The organism is Ewingella americana (assembly GCF_006438725.1).
GTDB lineage: Bacteria > Pseudomonadota > Gammaproteobacteria > Enterobacterales > Enterobacteriaceae > Ewingella > Ewingella americana_A.
Map to the genome: position 1 here is coordinate 39006 of NZ_RCZD01000021.1, position 14420 is coordinate 53425.

Sequence of the window (14420 nt, forward strand, 5' to 3'; positions counted from 1 at the left end):
AGAGCCACATGAACGCATTAACACTCGGCGTATGGCTGCGCAAAGGCGGGCACCGGCTGGGGATCCTGTTCTATCTGTTGTTCGCGCTGTTCCCCATTTACTGGCTGATCAAAATCTCAATCACGCCGGACAAACTGCTGTACAGCGAAGGGGTTCGCATGTGGCCGAGCCAACTGACGCTGATTCATTTTCAGCGCGTATTTACCGAAAGCCAGTTTCCGCTCTATTTCTTCAACAGCCTGATGGTGTCGTTTGGCACAGCATTGTTGACCACGGTGATTGCCGCCGGCGCGGGCTTTGCGTTCTCCCGTTTCACGTTCAAGGGAAAAACGGTGATGGCGGCGCTGCTGCTGTTCACGCAGATGTTCCCGCTGGTGATGATCCTCGCACCAATCTATAAAGTGATGGCCCCGCTCGGGCTAACCAACAGCCTGCTCGGGCTGATTCTGATTTACACCGCTTTCAACGTGCCGTTCGCGACGTTCCTGATGCAATCGTTTTTTGACAGCGTTCCGAAAGATTTGGAAGAGTCCGCGATGCTTGAAGGGTGCACGCGTTTTATGGCGCTGCGTAAAGTGATTATCCCGCTGACGTTGCCGGGGATGGCCGCCACGCTGGGTTTCGTGTTTACCGCCGCGTGGAGCGAACTGTTGTTTTCGCTGATGTTAATCAACAAAAATGAGGTGATGACCTTCCCGGTTGGGCTACTCAGTTTTGTGTCGAAGTTTGCGGTTTCCTGGGGCGACATGATGGCGGCGGCGGTGTTGGCGCTGATCCCTGCCTGTCTGTTCTTTGCGTTTATTCAGCGTTACCTGGTTCAGGGGCTGACGGCCGGTGCGGTAAAAGGATAATTTTATGGCTCAGATTACGATTTCCGATCTCCAAAAACGTTACGACAACGTAGAAGTGCTGCGCCACATCAACCTGACCATCAAGGATGGCGAGTTTGTGGTACTGGTCGGCCCCTCTGGCTGCGGGAAATCCACTTTGCTGCGCACCATCGCCGGGCTGGAACTGGCGACGGCGGGGGACATTCACATCGGCACACGGCTGATGAATCAGGTCGCACCGAAAGACCGCGATATCTCGATGGTGTTCCAGAGTTATGCGCTGTATCCGCACATGACGGTGGCGCGCAACATGGGTTTTAGCCTTGAAGTGCAAAAGCGTCCGAAAGCTGAAATCGACGCTGCCGTTAATAAAGCCGCCGATATTCTCGGCCTGACGGCGCTGCTGCACCGTCGCCCGAAAGAGCTTTCCGGCGGGCAACGGCAGCGGGTCGCGATGGGCCGGGCGATCGTGCGTGAACCGCAGGTATTTTTATTCGATGAACCGCTCTCCAACCTCGACGCCCAACTGCGCGGGCAGATGCGCATTGAAATCAAAAGCCTGCATCAGCGGATGCGCAATACCATTGTGTACGTGACCCACGATCAGGTCGAGGCCATGACGCTGGCTGACCGCATTGTGGTCCTTAACCACGGTCTGATCCAACAGGTTGGCACGCCACTGGAGTTGTACGACACGCCCGCCAACAAGTTCGTGGCCAGTTTTATCGGCTCACCGGCGATGAATTTTATCAATGGCACGCTGGAACTCGGCGACCGTGGCCCACAGGTTCGTGTTAGCCCGGCGTTATCCCTGCCGGTGGACCCAACCATCACGGGTCTGGAGAGCGGAAAATCCGTGATCTACGGTGTGCGCCCGGAAGCGATTGTGCTCACCACGGAAGACGCACCGGGCGCCGTACCGCTCGATGTGACCTTAATTGAACCAACCGGTCTGAGCGAACTTATCCACGGTACCGTTGCCGGTGAACCGGTCAGCGTCTATAGCATGGTGAGATCAGGGAGTGCCCCTGGCGGCAGGCTATGGGTAGCGATTGATACCGGGCGTATGCAGTTGTTTGAGGCTGGGAGCCAGCGGAGGCTTTTGAAAATAAATGAGTGATTCTCTGGGCGGGCGGCCCAGACGCGCTTTTCTGCTTTGGAAAGCTGAGGGAAACTTTTCTTTAACTTAACTTCAAATTCAAATTCAAATTCAAGGTCGTGGGCGGCGGCCCACGCCGTAGACCTTGGGCTGCCGCCCAAACCGGCCCAAAAGGAGGCGTAAACGCGCCTCCTCTTGGAACTCCTGCGTTTTTCTCTGAGACACCGACAGCTTCGCCGCTGGCAGGGCACGTGTTTCAGCCACTTCCGTTCACGGCGCCAAATGTCACGGCTGCGCCGTCCCCGTATTTCGGGCTTCGAGCCTCAGGTCTCGAACCGCTCATCCGGTGCCATTTTTGACTGCGCCTTAGCGGCTATGTAAGTCAAAAGACAAAAAGCAGAATGTAAAAAGTAAAAAGTAAAAAGTAAAAAAGAAGCATGGTCTGACTTTGAATTTAAAAAGTGTGGGCCGCATTCAAAAATGGCGCTGAGCAAGGGGTTCGAGACCCTGGGCTCGAACCCGCAGCGAAGGCACCGCCTAAGCGGCGACATTTTGCGGCTGTCACTGAGATACCTGAAACACGGCCATCCCGATTCAGCGATAGCGCGCAGTTAAAAAAACGCAGGATTCCAAAGGAGGTTCGTTTAAACCTCCTTTGGGCCCGTGTGGGCGGCGAGCCCACGGTCTTGACCTTAACCTTAAATTTGAAATTAAAAAAAACCGGTCAGGTAAATTACCCTGACCGGTTTTTTATCGCGTTAGCGAAGGCATTTCACGCCAGTGAAAACTAAGCCACTGGCTTGGCGATCACATTGCGATTTTCCATCCGCACTTCGGCAATCTGTACGTCGATGATATCGCTCTGACGGTAGGCGACTTCGCCTTTGATCAGCACGGTACCGGTGTCGACGCTGCAGACCAGTTCGTCGCGCACAGCGTGCAGGAACGGGGCCGGGATGAAGGCGACAGCGCCGATGTCTTGCAGGCGCACGCGCAGGCCGCCGCGGGTGACATCGATAATTTCAGCGCTGAATTTGGTATCAGTGCCGACTTTATCTTCCAGATAACGGGCGTACAGCCAGTCTCCGACGTCACGCTCAGCCATGCGGTTGGCACGGCGGCGTTCTGCCAGTTGAAGGGTCATTTCGTCGTCAGGTTTTACGGCAGGCTGTTGGGTGATCATCGCTTTGAGCAAGCGGTGGTTGACCATATCGCCGTATTTACGGATTGGCGACGTCCAGGTGGCGTAAGCTTCCAGACCCAAACCGAAATGCGGGCCCGGCGTGGTGCTGATTTCAGCAAACGTCTGGAAACGACGGATGCGGCTGTCGAGGAACTGTGTTGGCATCGCGTCAAGTTTACGGCGCAGTGCGCAGAAACCTGGCAGGGTCAGCAGCTCTTCGGCATTGGCTTCCACATCATTGGCCTGCAATACGGTGACGGCGTTTTCAACCAGCAGCGGGTCGAAACCGGTGTGCACGTTGTAAACGCCAAAACCGAGGCTGTCACGCAGGGCGACAGCGGCGCAGACGTTGGCGGCGATCATAGATTCTTCGACGATGCGGTTGGCAATGCGGCGATGCTCCGCGATGATCTCCAGCACGTTACCTTTCTCACCCAGGACGAAGCGGAAGTCAGGACGGTCTTTAAATACCAACGCGTGCTCGGTACGCCAGGTGCTGCGCAGGTCACACAGACGTTTCAGTAAACGGATTTGATCGGCGATGACATCACTTGGTGGTTGCCATGCGCTTTTCTCTTCCTGTTCGATCCAGTCGGAGACGTCGTCATAAGCCAGTTTCGCTTTGGATTCGATGGTGGCGGCGAAGAAACGGATATCGTTACCCAGCGCACCGTCAGCCAACAGTGTGACGCTGCATGCCAGTACCGGACGCTGAACGTCTGGCCACAGTGAGCAGAGGTCATCTGAGAGTTCACGCGGCAGCATCGGGATGTTAAAGCCCGGCAGGTAGTTGGTGAACGCACGTTTCCTGGCGATATTGTCGAGTTCGCTGCCTTGTAAAACATAAGCCGTGGGGTCGGCAATCGCGATATTCAGTTGCAGGGTGCCGTCGCCGTTGTCTTTCACATACAGCGCGTCATCCATATCCTGGGTGCTGCCGCTGTCGATGGTGACAAATGGCAGGGCGGTCAGGTCTTCACGGGTCAAACCCTGATCGAGGATGTCTGCAATCTCAGACTTAGGCGCTTCACGCTCAAGGTTGTGGCGTGCCAGCGTAACCCACCACGGGGCCAGATCGTCGTCACCGGTGGTGATCCACTCGGTAATTTCAGCCTGGAAGCTGTGATCGCCTTCTTTCAGCGGGTGGCGACGCATTTCAGCCACACACCAGTCGCCATCGCTCACTTCGTGATTGATGTTGCGGGCGACCCGGCACTGAATGAAATCACGTAATAAAGGATGATCCGGGATAATAGAAAGACGGTCATCTTTTTTGGTGACGCGACCGACAAAACGGGTCAGGAATGGCTCAACCAGCGTTTCCGGCTGCACCACTTCGCGTTCCTTTTCGGTCTGCAAAGAGGCAATCACGCGGTCACCGTGCATGACTTTTTTCATGTACGGAGGGGGGATGAAGTAACTTTTTTGACCGTCTACTTCAAGAAAGCCAAAGCCTTTCTCAGTTCCTTTAACAACGCCTTCAAGGCGCGGAGTCTGAGAGTGAAGTTGCTGTTTTAGCTGCGCGAGCAGCGGGTTATCTTGAAACATATCGTCCAGGGGTGGGGGTTAGAATGGCTCGATTAGCGGCAGACAGTTTTACGCGAAATGGCCCCTGCGGGCAAGCTTTACTGGGGCTTTTCCCTATTAACCAGAGAGGGGAAAATATCCCGCCCTCCTTCAGCCAGACTAATCGCAAGACGAAGGATGACGGGGATTAAGACCGTACTTTTATGCAATACGTTGCAGGTCGACTTTCTGTTCACAGCGGCGGATTGCCACCGGAATGGCTTTGGAGGTCGGGGTGTGGGTCTGGTCGCCAAAACTGGACATCGGCACCAGCGGGTTGGTTTCCGGGTAGTAGGCCGCCAGATTACCGCGTGGAATATCGTAACTGACCAGTTTGAAGCCAGTAACTTTACGCTCCACGCCGTCGGTCCACAGGGTTTCAATTTCCACTAATTCGCCGTCCTGCATGCCCAGATCGGCTAAATCCTGCGGATGGATAAACAGCACTTCGCGCTGGCCATAAACGCCGCGGTAACGGTCATCAAGGCCGTAAATAGTGGTGTTGTACTGGTCGTGTGAACGCAGGGTTTGCAGGGTGAAGGGGGCGTCCTGATTGCCCTGCGGGATCAACTGTTCAGGAAGCCGGGCGGCGCTGAAATTGGCTTTGGCCGTCGGCGTGTTGAAGTTCAGCTCTGCCGCCGCATTACCCAGATAGAAACCGCCCTTGATATCACAACGCGCATTGAAATCTTTAAAGCCCGGAATAGTGGCTTCGATGTGATCGCGGATCAGGTTGTAGTCATCGGCAAGTGCCATCCAGTCGAGGAATTTATCACCCAGCACGGCATTGGCAATACCACAGACGATCGCCGTTTCAGAACGCTGCTCAGGGGATAAAGGAATCCCCACGCCTTCAGATGCGTGCACCATGCTAAAGGAGTCTTCGACCGTGATGAACTGCGAACCGGTGGCCTGCATGTCAAGTTCAGTACGTCCCAGCGTCGGCAGGATCAAGGCTTCACGGCCCGGCGTTAAGTGGCTGCGGTTAAGCTTGGTACTGATTTGCACCGAGAGATCCAAATTACTCAGTGCGCGGTGGGTGCGCAGGGTATCCGGTGCCGCCGCCGCCAGGTTGCCACCCAGACAGATAAGCACTTTGGCATCGCCGACCAGCATGGCTTCCAGCGCTTCAACGGTATTGTGCCCCGGTTCACGAGGGGGCGTGAAGTTGAAGTGGCTTTCCATCGCGTCAAGCAGCGCTTTCGGTGCTTTTTCGTCGATACCCATAGTGCGGTTGCCCTGTACGTTACTGTGACCACGTACCGGACACAGACCAGCACCCGGTTTGCCAAGCTGACCAAACAGCAGTTGCAGGTTAGTGATTTCGCGTACGGTTGGCACTGAGTGTTTGTGTTGGGTGATCCCCATCGCCCAGGTACAGATCACCCGTTCAGCCTGCACATAAATCGACGCAGCTTCGCGGATCTCCGCTTCAGACAGGCCAGACTGTTCAGTGATTTTTTCCCACGAGGTGGCATCCACGGCGGCCAGATACTCTTGTACACCGGCGGTATTTTGCGCGATGAACTCAGCGTCAAAAATCGTGCTCTGGCCGGAAGCGATACGATCACGATCGGCTTCCAGTAGCGCCTTAACCATACCGCGCACGGCGGCCATATCCCCGCCGAGGTTCGGCTGGTAATAGGCGGAGCTGATGCGCCCCGATTTGGTGGTCACTACTTCCAGCGGTTTTTGCGGGTCGGCAAAGCGTTCCAGCCCACGTTCGCGCAGGGTGTTGAAACTGACGACTTTCGCACCGCGATCGGCGGCATGGCGCAGGCTGTGCAGCATGCGCGGATGGTTAGTGCCGGGATTCTGACCGAAGACAAAAATGGCGTCAGCTTTCTCGAAATCATCCAGATGGATAGTGCCTTTCCCCACGCCGATACTTTGTTTGAGACCAACACCGCTGGCTTCATGACACATGTTTGAGCAGTCAGGGAAGTTGTTGGTCCCGAACATGCGGCCAAACACCTGATAGAGGTAAGAGGCTTCATTACTGGCACGGCCTGAGGTATAGAAGTCCGCTTCGTCAGGGCTTTTCAACCCTTTCAGATGGCTGGCAATCAGTGAATAGGCCGCGTCCCAGCCAATGGGTTCGTAATGATCAGTGGTGCGGTTGTAGCGCAGTGGATGGGTCAGGCGGCCCTGGTATTCGAGGAAGTAGTCACTTTGTTCACGCAATTTACTGACGCTGTGCTGAGCAAAAAAATCCAGCTCTACCGCTTTGCGCGTGGCTTCCCAACTAACGGCTTTCGCGCCGTTTTCACAAAAACTAAAGGTACTGTGGTTATCATCGCCCCAGGCACAGCCCGGACAATCAAAACCGCGACCTTTATTAACGCGCATCAGGTTGCGCAGGTTGGAGAGGACTTTTTTACTGTCGAAGACGTAACGGGTGGTTGCTTCCAGTGAACCCCATCCTCCCGCCGCAGCGGTGTAGGGTTTGATCTCAGTTTTGAATTTCATATTTTTATGACTTCGCAGGTGTTCGTTTCTAAGGCGTATTTTTATTGATATGCAATCGAATTGACGTAGTTGTTAACTCGATTGTTAATTTTATGTCACAAGTTTAGGTCGGAGTCGGGAGGGCGTCTAATCGAATGGCGCAATCGTGAGATAGAGCGCGCTTATCGCGTAAAATGCGAACAAGTTGTAACAAAACCGTTTCACTATGAAATGCCTGGCAAAATAAAGAGGGTTTTGTTCCGCGCCTTATTGGTGCACCATGCGGCAATTATTTTCTGTCGTTTTTTGCCGTCGGCCTGTTTTGCTCCTTTTATGGGCAGCAGACCGGTTGTTTCGGCGCTTTAAAGGATCAATTTGTGAAACGTAGTGTATTGACTGTTTTAACCGGTGTTTTGATGCTGTCAGCCGGTGCCGCGCAGGCCATCGCCCCGCTGGATTTCCCCGTTGTTCCTCCGAGCATTGATGCGGCGTCGTTCGTGTTGATGGATTACGCCAGTGGCGATGTGCTGGCGGCAGGCAATCCTGATGACCGCCGTAATCCGGCCAGCCTGACCAAATTGATGACCGGTTATGTCATCGACCGTGCGCTGGATAAACACAAAATCACCATGAATGACATGGTTACCGTACCGCAGGAAGCCTGGGTGGCAGGCAACAAAAGCCTGGAAGGCTCCTCGTTGATGTTCCTAAAACCAGGTGACCGCGTGTCGGTGCGGGATTTGATCCGTGGGATTATCATCACCTCCGGTAATGACGCCTGCGTGGCGATGGCGAATTATGTGGCGGGCAGCCAGGATGCGTTCGTCGGCATGATGAACCAGTACGTCACGACCATGGGCCTGACCAACACCCATTTTGAAACCGTTCACGGTCTGGATGCGCCGGGGCAATACACCACATCGTATGATTTGGCGAAACTCTCCCGGGCGATCATTGGCGGAGAGCCTGAGGAATATCATATGTATAGCGAAAAATCGCTGACCTATGACAACATCACTCAGCAGAACCGTAACGGCTTACTGTGGGACAAAAACCTGCAGGTTGACGGCCTGAAAACCGGCCATACCGAGAGCGCCGGTTACAACATTATTGCCTCTGCGACTGAAGGCAACCGCCGTTTGATTGCGGTAGTTATGGGCGGGAAAAGCTCGAAAGGGCGTGAAGAACAGGCGCGTAAACTGCTGACCTGGGGCTTCCGTGAATATACCAGTAAGCAGATATTCAAAGCCGGGCAGACTGTGTCGAATGAGAGAGTCTGGTTTGGCGACCGCCCGCAGGTGAAGGTGGGTTCACTGGATGACGTGTTTATCAGCGTACCGCAGTCGGAAGCAGACAAGCTGAAAGCACAATACGTGCTGAGCAATCCGCAAATTGACGCACCGCTGAAAAAGGGCCAGGAAATTGGCACGATCAACATCGTTGATAACGGCAAAACGATCAAAACGCTTCCGCTGGTGGCGCTCGAAGATGTGGCGAAGGGGGGGATGTTCAGCCGCCTGGTGGATTACGTGAAACTGAAAATCTAACTGCGTTCCTGGTTGTAACGGCTTGCCGCATGGTCAGGACCTGAACATGCGGCAACCGCCTCACGGCAAAAATTACCCCTTCACTTTAGCGCGAACGGCGTCTTTCTCAGCATCACTCAAAAATGCCATGGTCAGGCCGTTTTCCTGTGCCTGCCGGATTTCAGCCGTGGTCAGCCCGGCCGCCGGAGCCGCAAGGCGATATTCGTGTTCAATTTCGATGCCCTGAACCGCCGGATCATCGGTATTAATCGAGGCCAGCACGCCGTGGCGCAGGAAGGTCGCCAGCGGGTGATGTTGCAGGGAAGAAACGGTACTGGTCTGGATGTTTGAGGTCAGACAGGATTCGATGCCGATCTGGTGTTTGGCCAGGAAATCCATCAGTTCGGTATCTTCTGCCGCTTTCACGCCGTGGCCGATACGTTCAGCACCCAGTTCACGGATCGCCTGCCAGATACTTTCCGGGCCAGCCGCTTCACCAGCATGCACGGTAATGCGCCAACCTGCGTCACGCGCTTTGTTGAAATGGCTAAGGAACAGACTGCCGGGGAAACCCAATTCATCACCGGCCAGATCCAGCGCGGTAATACCTTCACGATGCGCCAGTAAACCGTCCAGCTCTTGCAGGCAGGCTCCTTCACCAAAAGTACGGCTCAGAATGCCGATCAGGCGCACGTCGATGTCATTTTCCTGGCAGCCACGGCGGATCCCGTCGATCACGGCTTCTACCACGCCGGCCACCGGCAGTTTGTGAGTCATGGCCATGTAATAAGGCGAGAAACGCAGCTCGGTGTAGTGCAGACCGGCTCTGGCCGCATCTTCAACGTTTTCCTGTGCGACACGGCGGCAGGCATCGAGGTCGCCCAGCACTTTCACGCCCCAGTCGAGTTTTTGCAGGAAGCTCACCAGATCCGGTGCGGTTTCCATCACCTGCACATGCGGGCGCAGGGCTTCGATCTCATTGGCGGGCAGAGTGAGATTAAACTGGCGGCCTAAATCGAGAATGGTCTGAGCACGGATGTTGCCATCAAGGTGGCGATGAATGTCAGTCAGAGGAAGGCGGGAATCAATCATGGTGTGCACTCATTATTGTTAGAAAAGTGCGATGCATTATAGCGGTTGTGAGAGATTTGGGGAAATTGTGTTGCGCAACAAACGCGGATAAATGAAGTGATTGCGCGCAGCTTTTGCGCAATGGCAGGGCGCAAAGAGTGCGCCCTGCGAAATATCTACTGTAAAGCCCGGATCCCGGCGATTAACTTCTCTACGCCCAGCTCCACTTTCGAACGCGGACAGCCGACGTTCAGGCGCAGGAAACCTTCACCTTCCACGCCGTAGGTGTAGCCCGACATGATGGCGACTTTCTGCTGTTCGATCAGCTCTTTTTGTAGCAGTTTGTCGTCAATATGCAGAGGACGAAGATCGATCCACGCCAGATAGGTCGACTGCGGCGGCTGCCAGTTCAGCTGCGGGAAGGCCGCATTCAGCTGTTGTGCCACATACCGCAGGTTGCCCTGTAAATACTCACGCAATGCATCCAGCCAGGGTTCGCCCGCGTGGTAGGCCGCCACATGCGCATGAACCGCCAATACCGCCGGAGAAGATAAACCATCGCAGGCTTTGAGCTGATGCAGATAGGCTTCGCGCTGCGCTTTATGGCTGATCAGTCCGTAAGCGCCGGTCAGTGCGGGAATATTGAAGCTTTTTGAGCCGGAGGTCAGCAGTGCCCATTCCCCCCGTGCCACGTCACTCCACGGCGTATGTTTATTGTCGCCCCAGACCATGTCCATGTGGATTTCATCGCTGACTACGCGCACCTGGTGGCGCTCGCACAGTTCTGCGATAAGCGTCAGTTCGTCACGTGTCCAGACTTTGCCTGACGGGTTATGTGGGCTGCACAGCAGTAACAGCGCGCAATGCGGCTGCGCCAGCTGCTGTTCGAGTAAAGGGATGTTCAGCGTCCAGTCGTTGCCGTTTTTATCCAGCGGGCAGGCAATGATCTGGCGCTGATTGCCTTCCACCACGTTGAAGAAGGCGTCATAGGCTGGCGTAAAGGTCAGTATGCCATCGCCCGGCCGGGTCCACTGACGGATCAGCTGCGCCACCATATAGATAACCGACGGGCCGTAAACCACCATATTGCGATCAATCTGGCTGTGAAAACGCTGTTGATACCAGTGTTCGACGGCGCCCAGGAAATCATCATGTTGCCAGCGGCTATAACCGAGCACGCCGTGTTGCAGGCGCTTTTGCAGCGCGTCGAGAATGCATGGCGCAGCGGCGAAATCCATATCGGAGATGGTGAAAGGCAGTAAATTGGCGTTGCCAAAACGGTCGGCGACGTAATCCCACTGCGTACACCAGGTGCCGTGACGGTCAACCACGGTGGAGAAATCAAAAGAGTTTGAGGACATTCATTTCGCTCCCTGAAGAAAACAGAACAGGGCGGCATCAGGCCACCCTGTTCATCAGTTGATTACGCCGTGGCCGGTTCTGACGCTGCGTTGTTTGTAGCCTCGCGGATCAGATAGTCCAACTCATCTTTTACCGACTGCACCTGCGGGCCAATCACCACTTGCAGGTTATGTTCGTTGAGATGAACGACACCAATCGCCCGGTTGGCTTTTAGGGTGGCATCATCCACCCGCGACATATCCGCCACCGAAAGACGCAGGCGGGTAATGCAGTTATCCAGCGACACGATATTCCCCGCACCGCCCAGCGCACTCAGGATCACCGGCACGTTGTAGCCGGACTTGCTGGTGGACGGCACCGGCGCAGCATTTGGCATGGTGTCAGATTCGCGCCCAGGTGTTTTGATATTAAAGCGCATGATCGCGAAGCGGAAGAGGGTGTAGTACGCCGCGAACCAGATAGCCGCCACAACCGGCACCAGATACCACTTGGTGGCTGTGCCGTGCAGAATCCCGAATACCACGAAATCGATGATGTTGCCGTCGGTATTACCGATAGTGACGCCCAATACCGACATAATGGTAAAGCCTAATCCGGTCAGAATGGCGTGGATCACATACAGTACCGGCGCGACAAACAGGAACAGGAATTCAATGGGTTCAGTGGTGCCGCCGACCACACACGCCACCACGCCGGAGATCAGCAGCCCCTTAATTTTGTGACGATTTTCAGGTTTCGCACAGTGGTACATCGCCAGTGCCGCACCCGGTAAACCGCCGAGGAAGGCTGGCATTTTGCCCTGCGACAAGAACTGCGTGGCGCTTTCGGCAAAACCGTGAGTGGTTGGGCAGGAGAGCTGCGCCTGGAAGATGGTCAGCGCGCCGCTCACTTCACGGCCACAGACATCCAGCGTACCGCCGGCTTCGGTGAAGCGAATCAGTGCGACCAGAATGTGATGCAGACCAAAGGGCAGCAGCAGACGTTCGCCTGAACCAAAGATCATCGGCCCGAAGACCCCGGCATCTTGAATTAACCGGCCAAGGCCGTTAATTCCGGCGGCAAAGAATGGCCAGATCAGCGGAATAATCAGCCCAACCAGACCGAGCACCACGGTGGTGACGATAGGGACAAAACGGGTGCCACCGAAGAACGCCAGCGCATCCGGCAGGCGGATGGTGTTGTAACGTTCATGCAGAATATAAACGATAATACCGACGATAACCGCGCCCAGAATACCGGTGTCGATAGACTGGATCCCGAGGATCATCTGGATATTGTTGGCTTTCAGAATCGCCGGGTCCACCGTCGGCAGTGTGCCGTTGGCGGTGAGGTAAAAATTGATGGCCAGATTAAGTACCGCGAAACCAACAAAGCCGGAGAACGCCGCGACCCCTTTGTTTTCGCGCGCCATGCCAAGTGGGATAGCGATGGCAAACATCACTGGCAGGAAGCTGAAGGCGAACGAACCGACCTTGCTCATCCAGGTGAAGATCAGTTGCAGAACAGGATTTCCAAGCGCGGGCAACAGCGTGGTGACATCATGACTGCTTAACGAACTGCCGATACCCATCATGATGCCGCAAAACGACAGCAGAGCGACCGGAAGCATAAAGGTTTTACCTAAGCTTTGGAAAAACTCCCAAAGCGTGACGCGTTGTTTTTTGCTGGCTGGCATCATCATTTCCCTAGAAGATTAAAAACGAACCACGTTGTTATGATGGGCGCTAAGATAAAACGTTTTACCTAATTAAATCGTGCTTGACCTCACATTAACAAAGGATGCCCGCAAGATAAGATTACATGCGGATAAAACGTTTTATCTAAGTATCGATTTTGTTAGGTTTTCTTTCTGCGGCATCGCGGATTTTACTGAATGGCTGGCGAGAAAAAGGATCAGCCGCTCTGGGAGTTTTCATGACAGACGTAAAACTTTTTATGACCGACGTAAAACCATGAGCCAGAAAAAAATCACCATCATCGATGTGGCCCAATATGCGGGCACCTCGGTGACGACGGTTTCACTGGTACTGACTGGCAAAGGGCGGATCTCCCCGGCGACCGCTGAACGGGTCAACCAGGCGGTTGATCACCTCGGGTTTGTGCGTAACCGCCAGGCCAGTACGCTGCGCGGCGGGGAGTCCGGCGTGGTTGGGCTTATCGTCCGTGATATCTGCGAGCCTTTTTATGCTGAGATGACTGCCGGCTTAAGTGAAATGTTTGAAGCGCAGGGTAAGGTGCTGTTCTTACTGCAAAGCGGATCCACCAGCCAGGGAATGTCCCGCTGTTTTGATACTCTACTGACCCACGGCGTAGACGGCATTGTGATCGCCGGTGGCGAACACGCGCCAGCCGGTTTGAAGGCGAAAGCTGACGAACAGGGCGTTCCGCTGATTTGCGCCTCCCGCGCCAGCGGCATTGATGGTGTTGATCTGGTGCGTCCTGACAACATGCTGGCGGCAAAAATGGCCACCGAGTATCTGATCAAACGTGGACATAAGCAGATTGCCTATCTGGGGGGGTTAAGTGACTCTCTGACCCGCGCCGATCGGCTGGGGGGCTTTTGTGCCACGCTGGTACAGTACGGTTTGCCGTTTCGCAGCGAGTGGATCATCGAATGTGACTATCAGCAGAAATGTGCGGCGGATGCGGCGGAAACTCTGCTCAGGCACTACCCAAAAATCAGTGCCATTATTTGCCATAAATCCTCGGTGGCGCTCGGGGCCTATTTTGGCATCATGCGCACCGGTAATTTGATTGGCGGCGGGGCGGTTGATAACTTCTTCCAACAACAGATTGCGCTGATCGTGATGGAAGACGCCCCGGAAGCTGAACTCACCGAACCTCCGCTGACCTCAATTACCAGCTCAGCGCGTGAAATCGGTCATGCGGCGGCCCGGCGCTTGATGATGCGCATTGGCGGGCAGAATCTGGAGGCTCAGAGCATTATTATTCCGCCTGGTCTGATTGAGCGTCAATCGGCTTAAATGCAAATGACCTCGTTGCAAAATAGCAGACACAAAAAAGCCCGTCCTGAGACTAATGCCGATCGTTTAAGAGTACTTGAACGATCCTGCCAGTAAGAGACAATCCGGGAACAGCCTTCTGTTCCCGGATTTTTTATGTCTGAAGATGACATGGATTTTGTTGTTGATGCTTTCTCCTCTGAGATCGATGCCTTTTCACGTTCACTTGACCCTCTCTGGATCCACCAGGCCCTGACTGCCTGCCAGAAGGCCAGTATTCGCAGGCGTCGTCTGCCTGCTGAGCAGGCTGTATGGCTCATCCTGATGATGGGGTTGTTGCGTGATTTATCCATCAAAGATGTCTGCCATCAT

10 protein-coding genes are annotated in these 14420 nt (G+C 54.7%); 5 read left to right on the forward strand and 5 right to left on the reverse strand.

Annotation, left to right across the window (positions count from 1 at the left end; all coding sequences use genetic code 11):
- Window positions 1–8 precede the first annotated feature (8 nt).
- Window positions 9–851: a carbohydrate ABC transporter permease gene (locus tag EAH77_RS24070; RefSeq protein ID WP_140475854.1), complete on the forward strand. Its 843-nt coding sequence runs from the start codon at window positions 9–11 to the stop codon at window positions 849–851.
- Window positions 852–855: 4 nt separating this feature from the next.
- Window positions 856–1950, forward strand: a complete 1095-nt coding sequence (locus tag EAH77_RS24075; protein WP_140475856.1) for an ABC transporter ATP-binding protein — start codon at window positions 856–858, stop codon at window positions 1948–1950.
- A 766-nt stretch (window positions 1951–2716) separates the two neighbouring features.
- Here the strand turns inward: EAH77_RS24075 and EAH77_RS24080 are convergent.
- Together EAH77_RS24080 and EAH77_RS24085 are read right to left on the reverse strand one after the other, a co-directional pair.
- Window positions 2717–4660 carry an exoribonuclease II gene (locus EAH77_RS24080; RefSeq protein ID WP_140475858.1) on the reverse strand — a complete coding sequence of 648 codons (1944 nt, stop codon included), beginning with the start codon at window positions 4658–4660 and terminating at the stop codon, window positions 2717–2719.
- A 180-nt stretch (window positions 4661–4840) separates the two neighbouring features.
- Window positions 4841–7147 (reverse strand): FdhF/YdeP family oxidoreductase, encoded by a 2307-nt coding sequence (locus tag EAH77_RS24085; RefSeq protein ID WP_140475860.1) that lies wholly within the window; start codon window positions 7145–7147, stop codon window positions 4841–4843.
- 356 nt (window positions 7148–7503) lie between these two features.
- Between EAH77_RS24085 and dacD the strand changes: the two genes are divergently transcribed.
- Window positions 7504–8673 carry a serine-type D-Ala-D-Ala carboxypeptidase DacD gene (gene dacD / locus EAH77_RS24090; protein WP_140475862.1) on the forward strand — a complete coding sequence of 390 codons (1170 nt, stop codon included), beginning with the start codon at window positions 7504–7506 and terminating at the stop codon, window positions 8671–8673.
- Window positions 8674–8745: 72 nt separating this feature from the next.
- On the opposite strand, the gene add is transcribed toward dacD, so the two are convergent.
- From add to malX, 3 genes are all read right to left on the reverse strand, one after another.
- The gene (add, locus tag EAH77_RS24095; protein WP_140475864.1) at window positions 8746–9744 is read right to left on the reverse strand and encodes an adenosine deaminase; all 999 of its coding nucleotides are present in this window, start codon (window positions 9742–9744) and stop codon (window positions 8746–8748) included.
- Window positions 9745–9899: 155 nt separating this feature from the next.
- Window positions 9900–11084: a MalY/PatB family protein gene (locus EAH77_RS24100; protein WP_140475866.1), complete on the reverse strand. Its 1185-nt coding sequence runs from the start codon at window positions 11082–11084 to the stop codon at window positions 9900–9902.
- A 62-nt stretch (window positions 11085–11146) separates the two neighbouring features.
- Complete coding sequence (gene malX / locus EAH77_RS24105; protein WP_140475868.1) at window positions 11147–12760, reverse strand: maltose/glucose-specific PTS transporter subunit IIBC; 1614 nt, start codon at window positions 12758–12760, stop codon at window positions 11147–11149.
- Between the two features lie 277 nt (window positions 12761–13037).
- On the opposite strand from malX, the gene malI reads away from it, so the two are divergent.
- Together malI and EAH77_RS24115 are read left to right on the forward strand one after the other, a co-directional pair.
- Window positions 13038–14069 (forward strand): Mal regulon transcriptional regulator MalI, encoded by a 1032-nt coding sequence (gene malI, locus EAH77_RS24110; protein ID WP_140475870.1) that lies wholly within the window; start codon window positions 13038–13040, stop codon window positions 14067–14069.
- A 135-nt stretch (window positions 14070–14204) separates the two neighbouring features.
- Window positions 14205–14420: transposase domain-containing protein (locus tag EAH77_RS24115; RefSeq protein ID WP_194150531.1), on the forward strand; the 216-nt coding region annotated here is incomplete at its 3' end.

Coding starts and splice junctions, on each gene's coding strand:
- EAH77_RS24070 (WP_140475854.1), top strand. CDS start 9: ATGAACGCATTAACACTCGGCGTATGGCTGCGCAAAGGCGGGCACCGG.
- EAH77_RS24075 (WP_140475856.1), top strand. CDS start 856: ATGGCTCAGATTACGATTTCCGATCTCCAAAAACGTTACGACAACGTA.
- EAH77_RS24080 (WP_140475858.1), bottom strand. CDS start 4,660: ATGTTTCAAGATAACCCGCTGCTCGCGCAGCTAAAACAGCAACTTCAC.
- EAH77_RS24085 (WP_140475860.1), bottom strand. CDS start 7,147: ATGAAATTCAAAACTGAGATCAAACCCTACACCGCTGCGGCGGGAGGA.
- add (WP_140475864.1), bottom strand. CDS start 9,744: ATGATTGATTCCCGCCTTCCTCTGACTGACATTCATCGCCACCTTGAT.
- EAH77_RS24100 (WP_140475866.1), bottom strand. CDS start 11,084: ATGTCCTCAAACTCTTTTGATTTCTCCACCGTGGTTGACCGTCACGGC.
- malX (WP_140475868.1), bottom strand. CDS start 12,760: ATGCCAGCCAGCAAAAAACAACGCGTCACGCTTTGGGAGTTTTTCCAA.
- malI (WP_140475870.1), top strand. CDS start 13,038: ATGAGCCAGAAAAAAATCACCATCATCGATGTGGCCCAATATGCGGGC.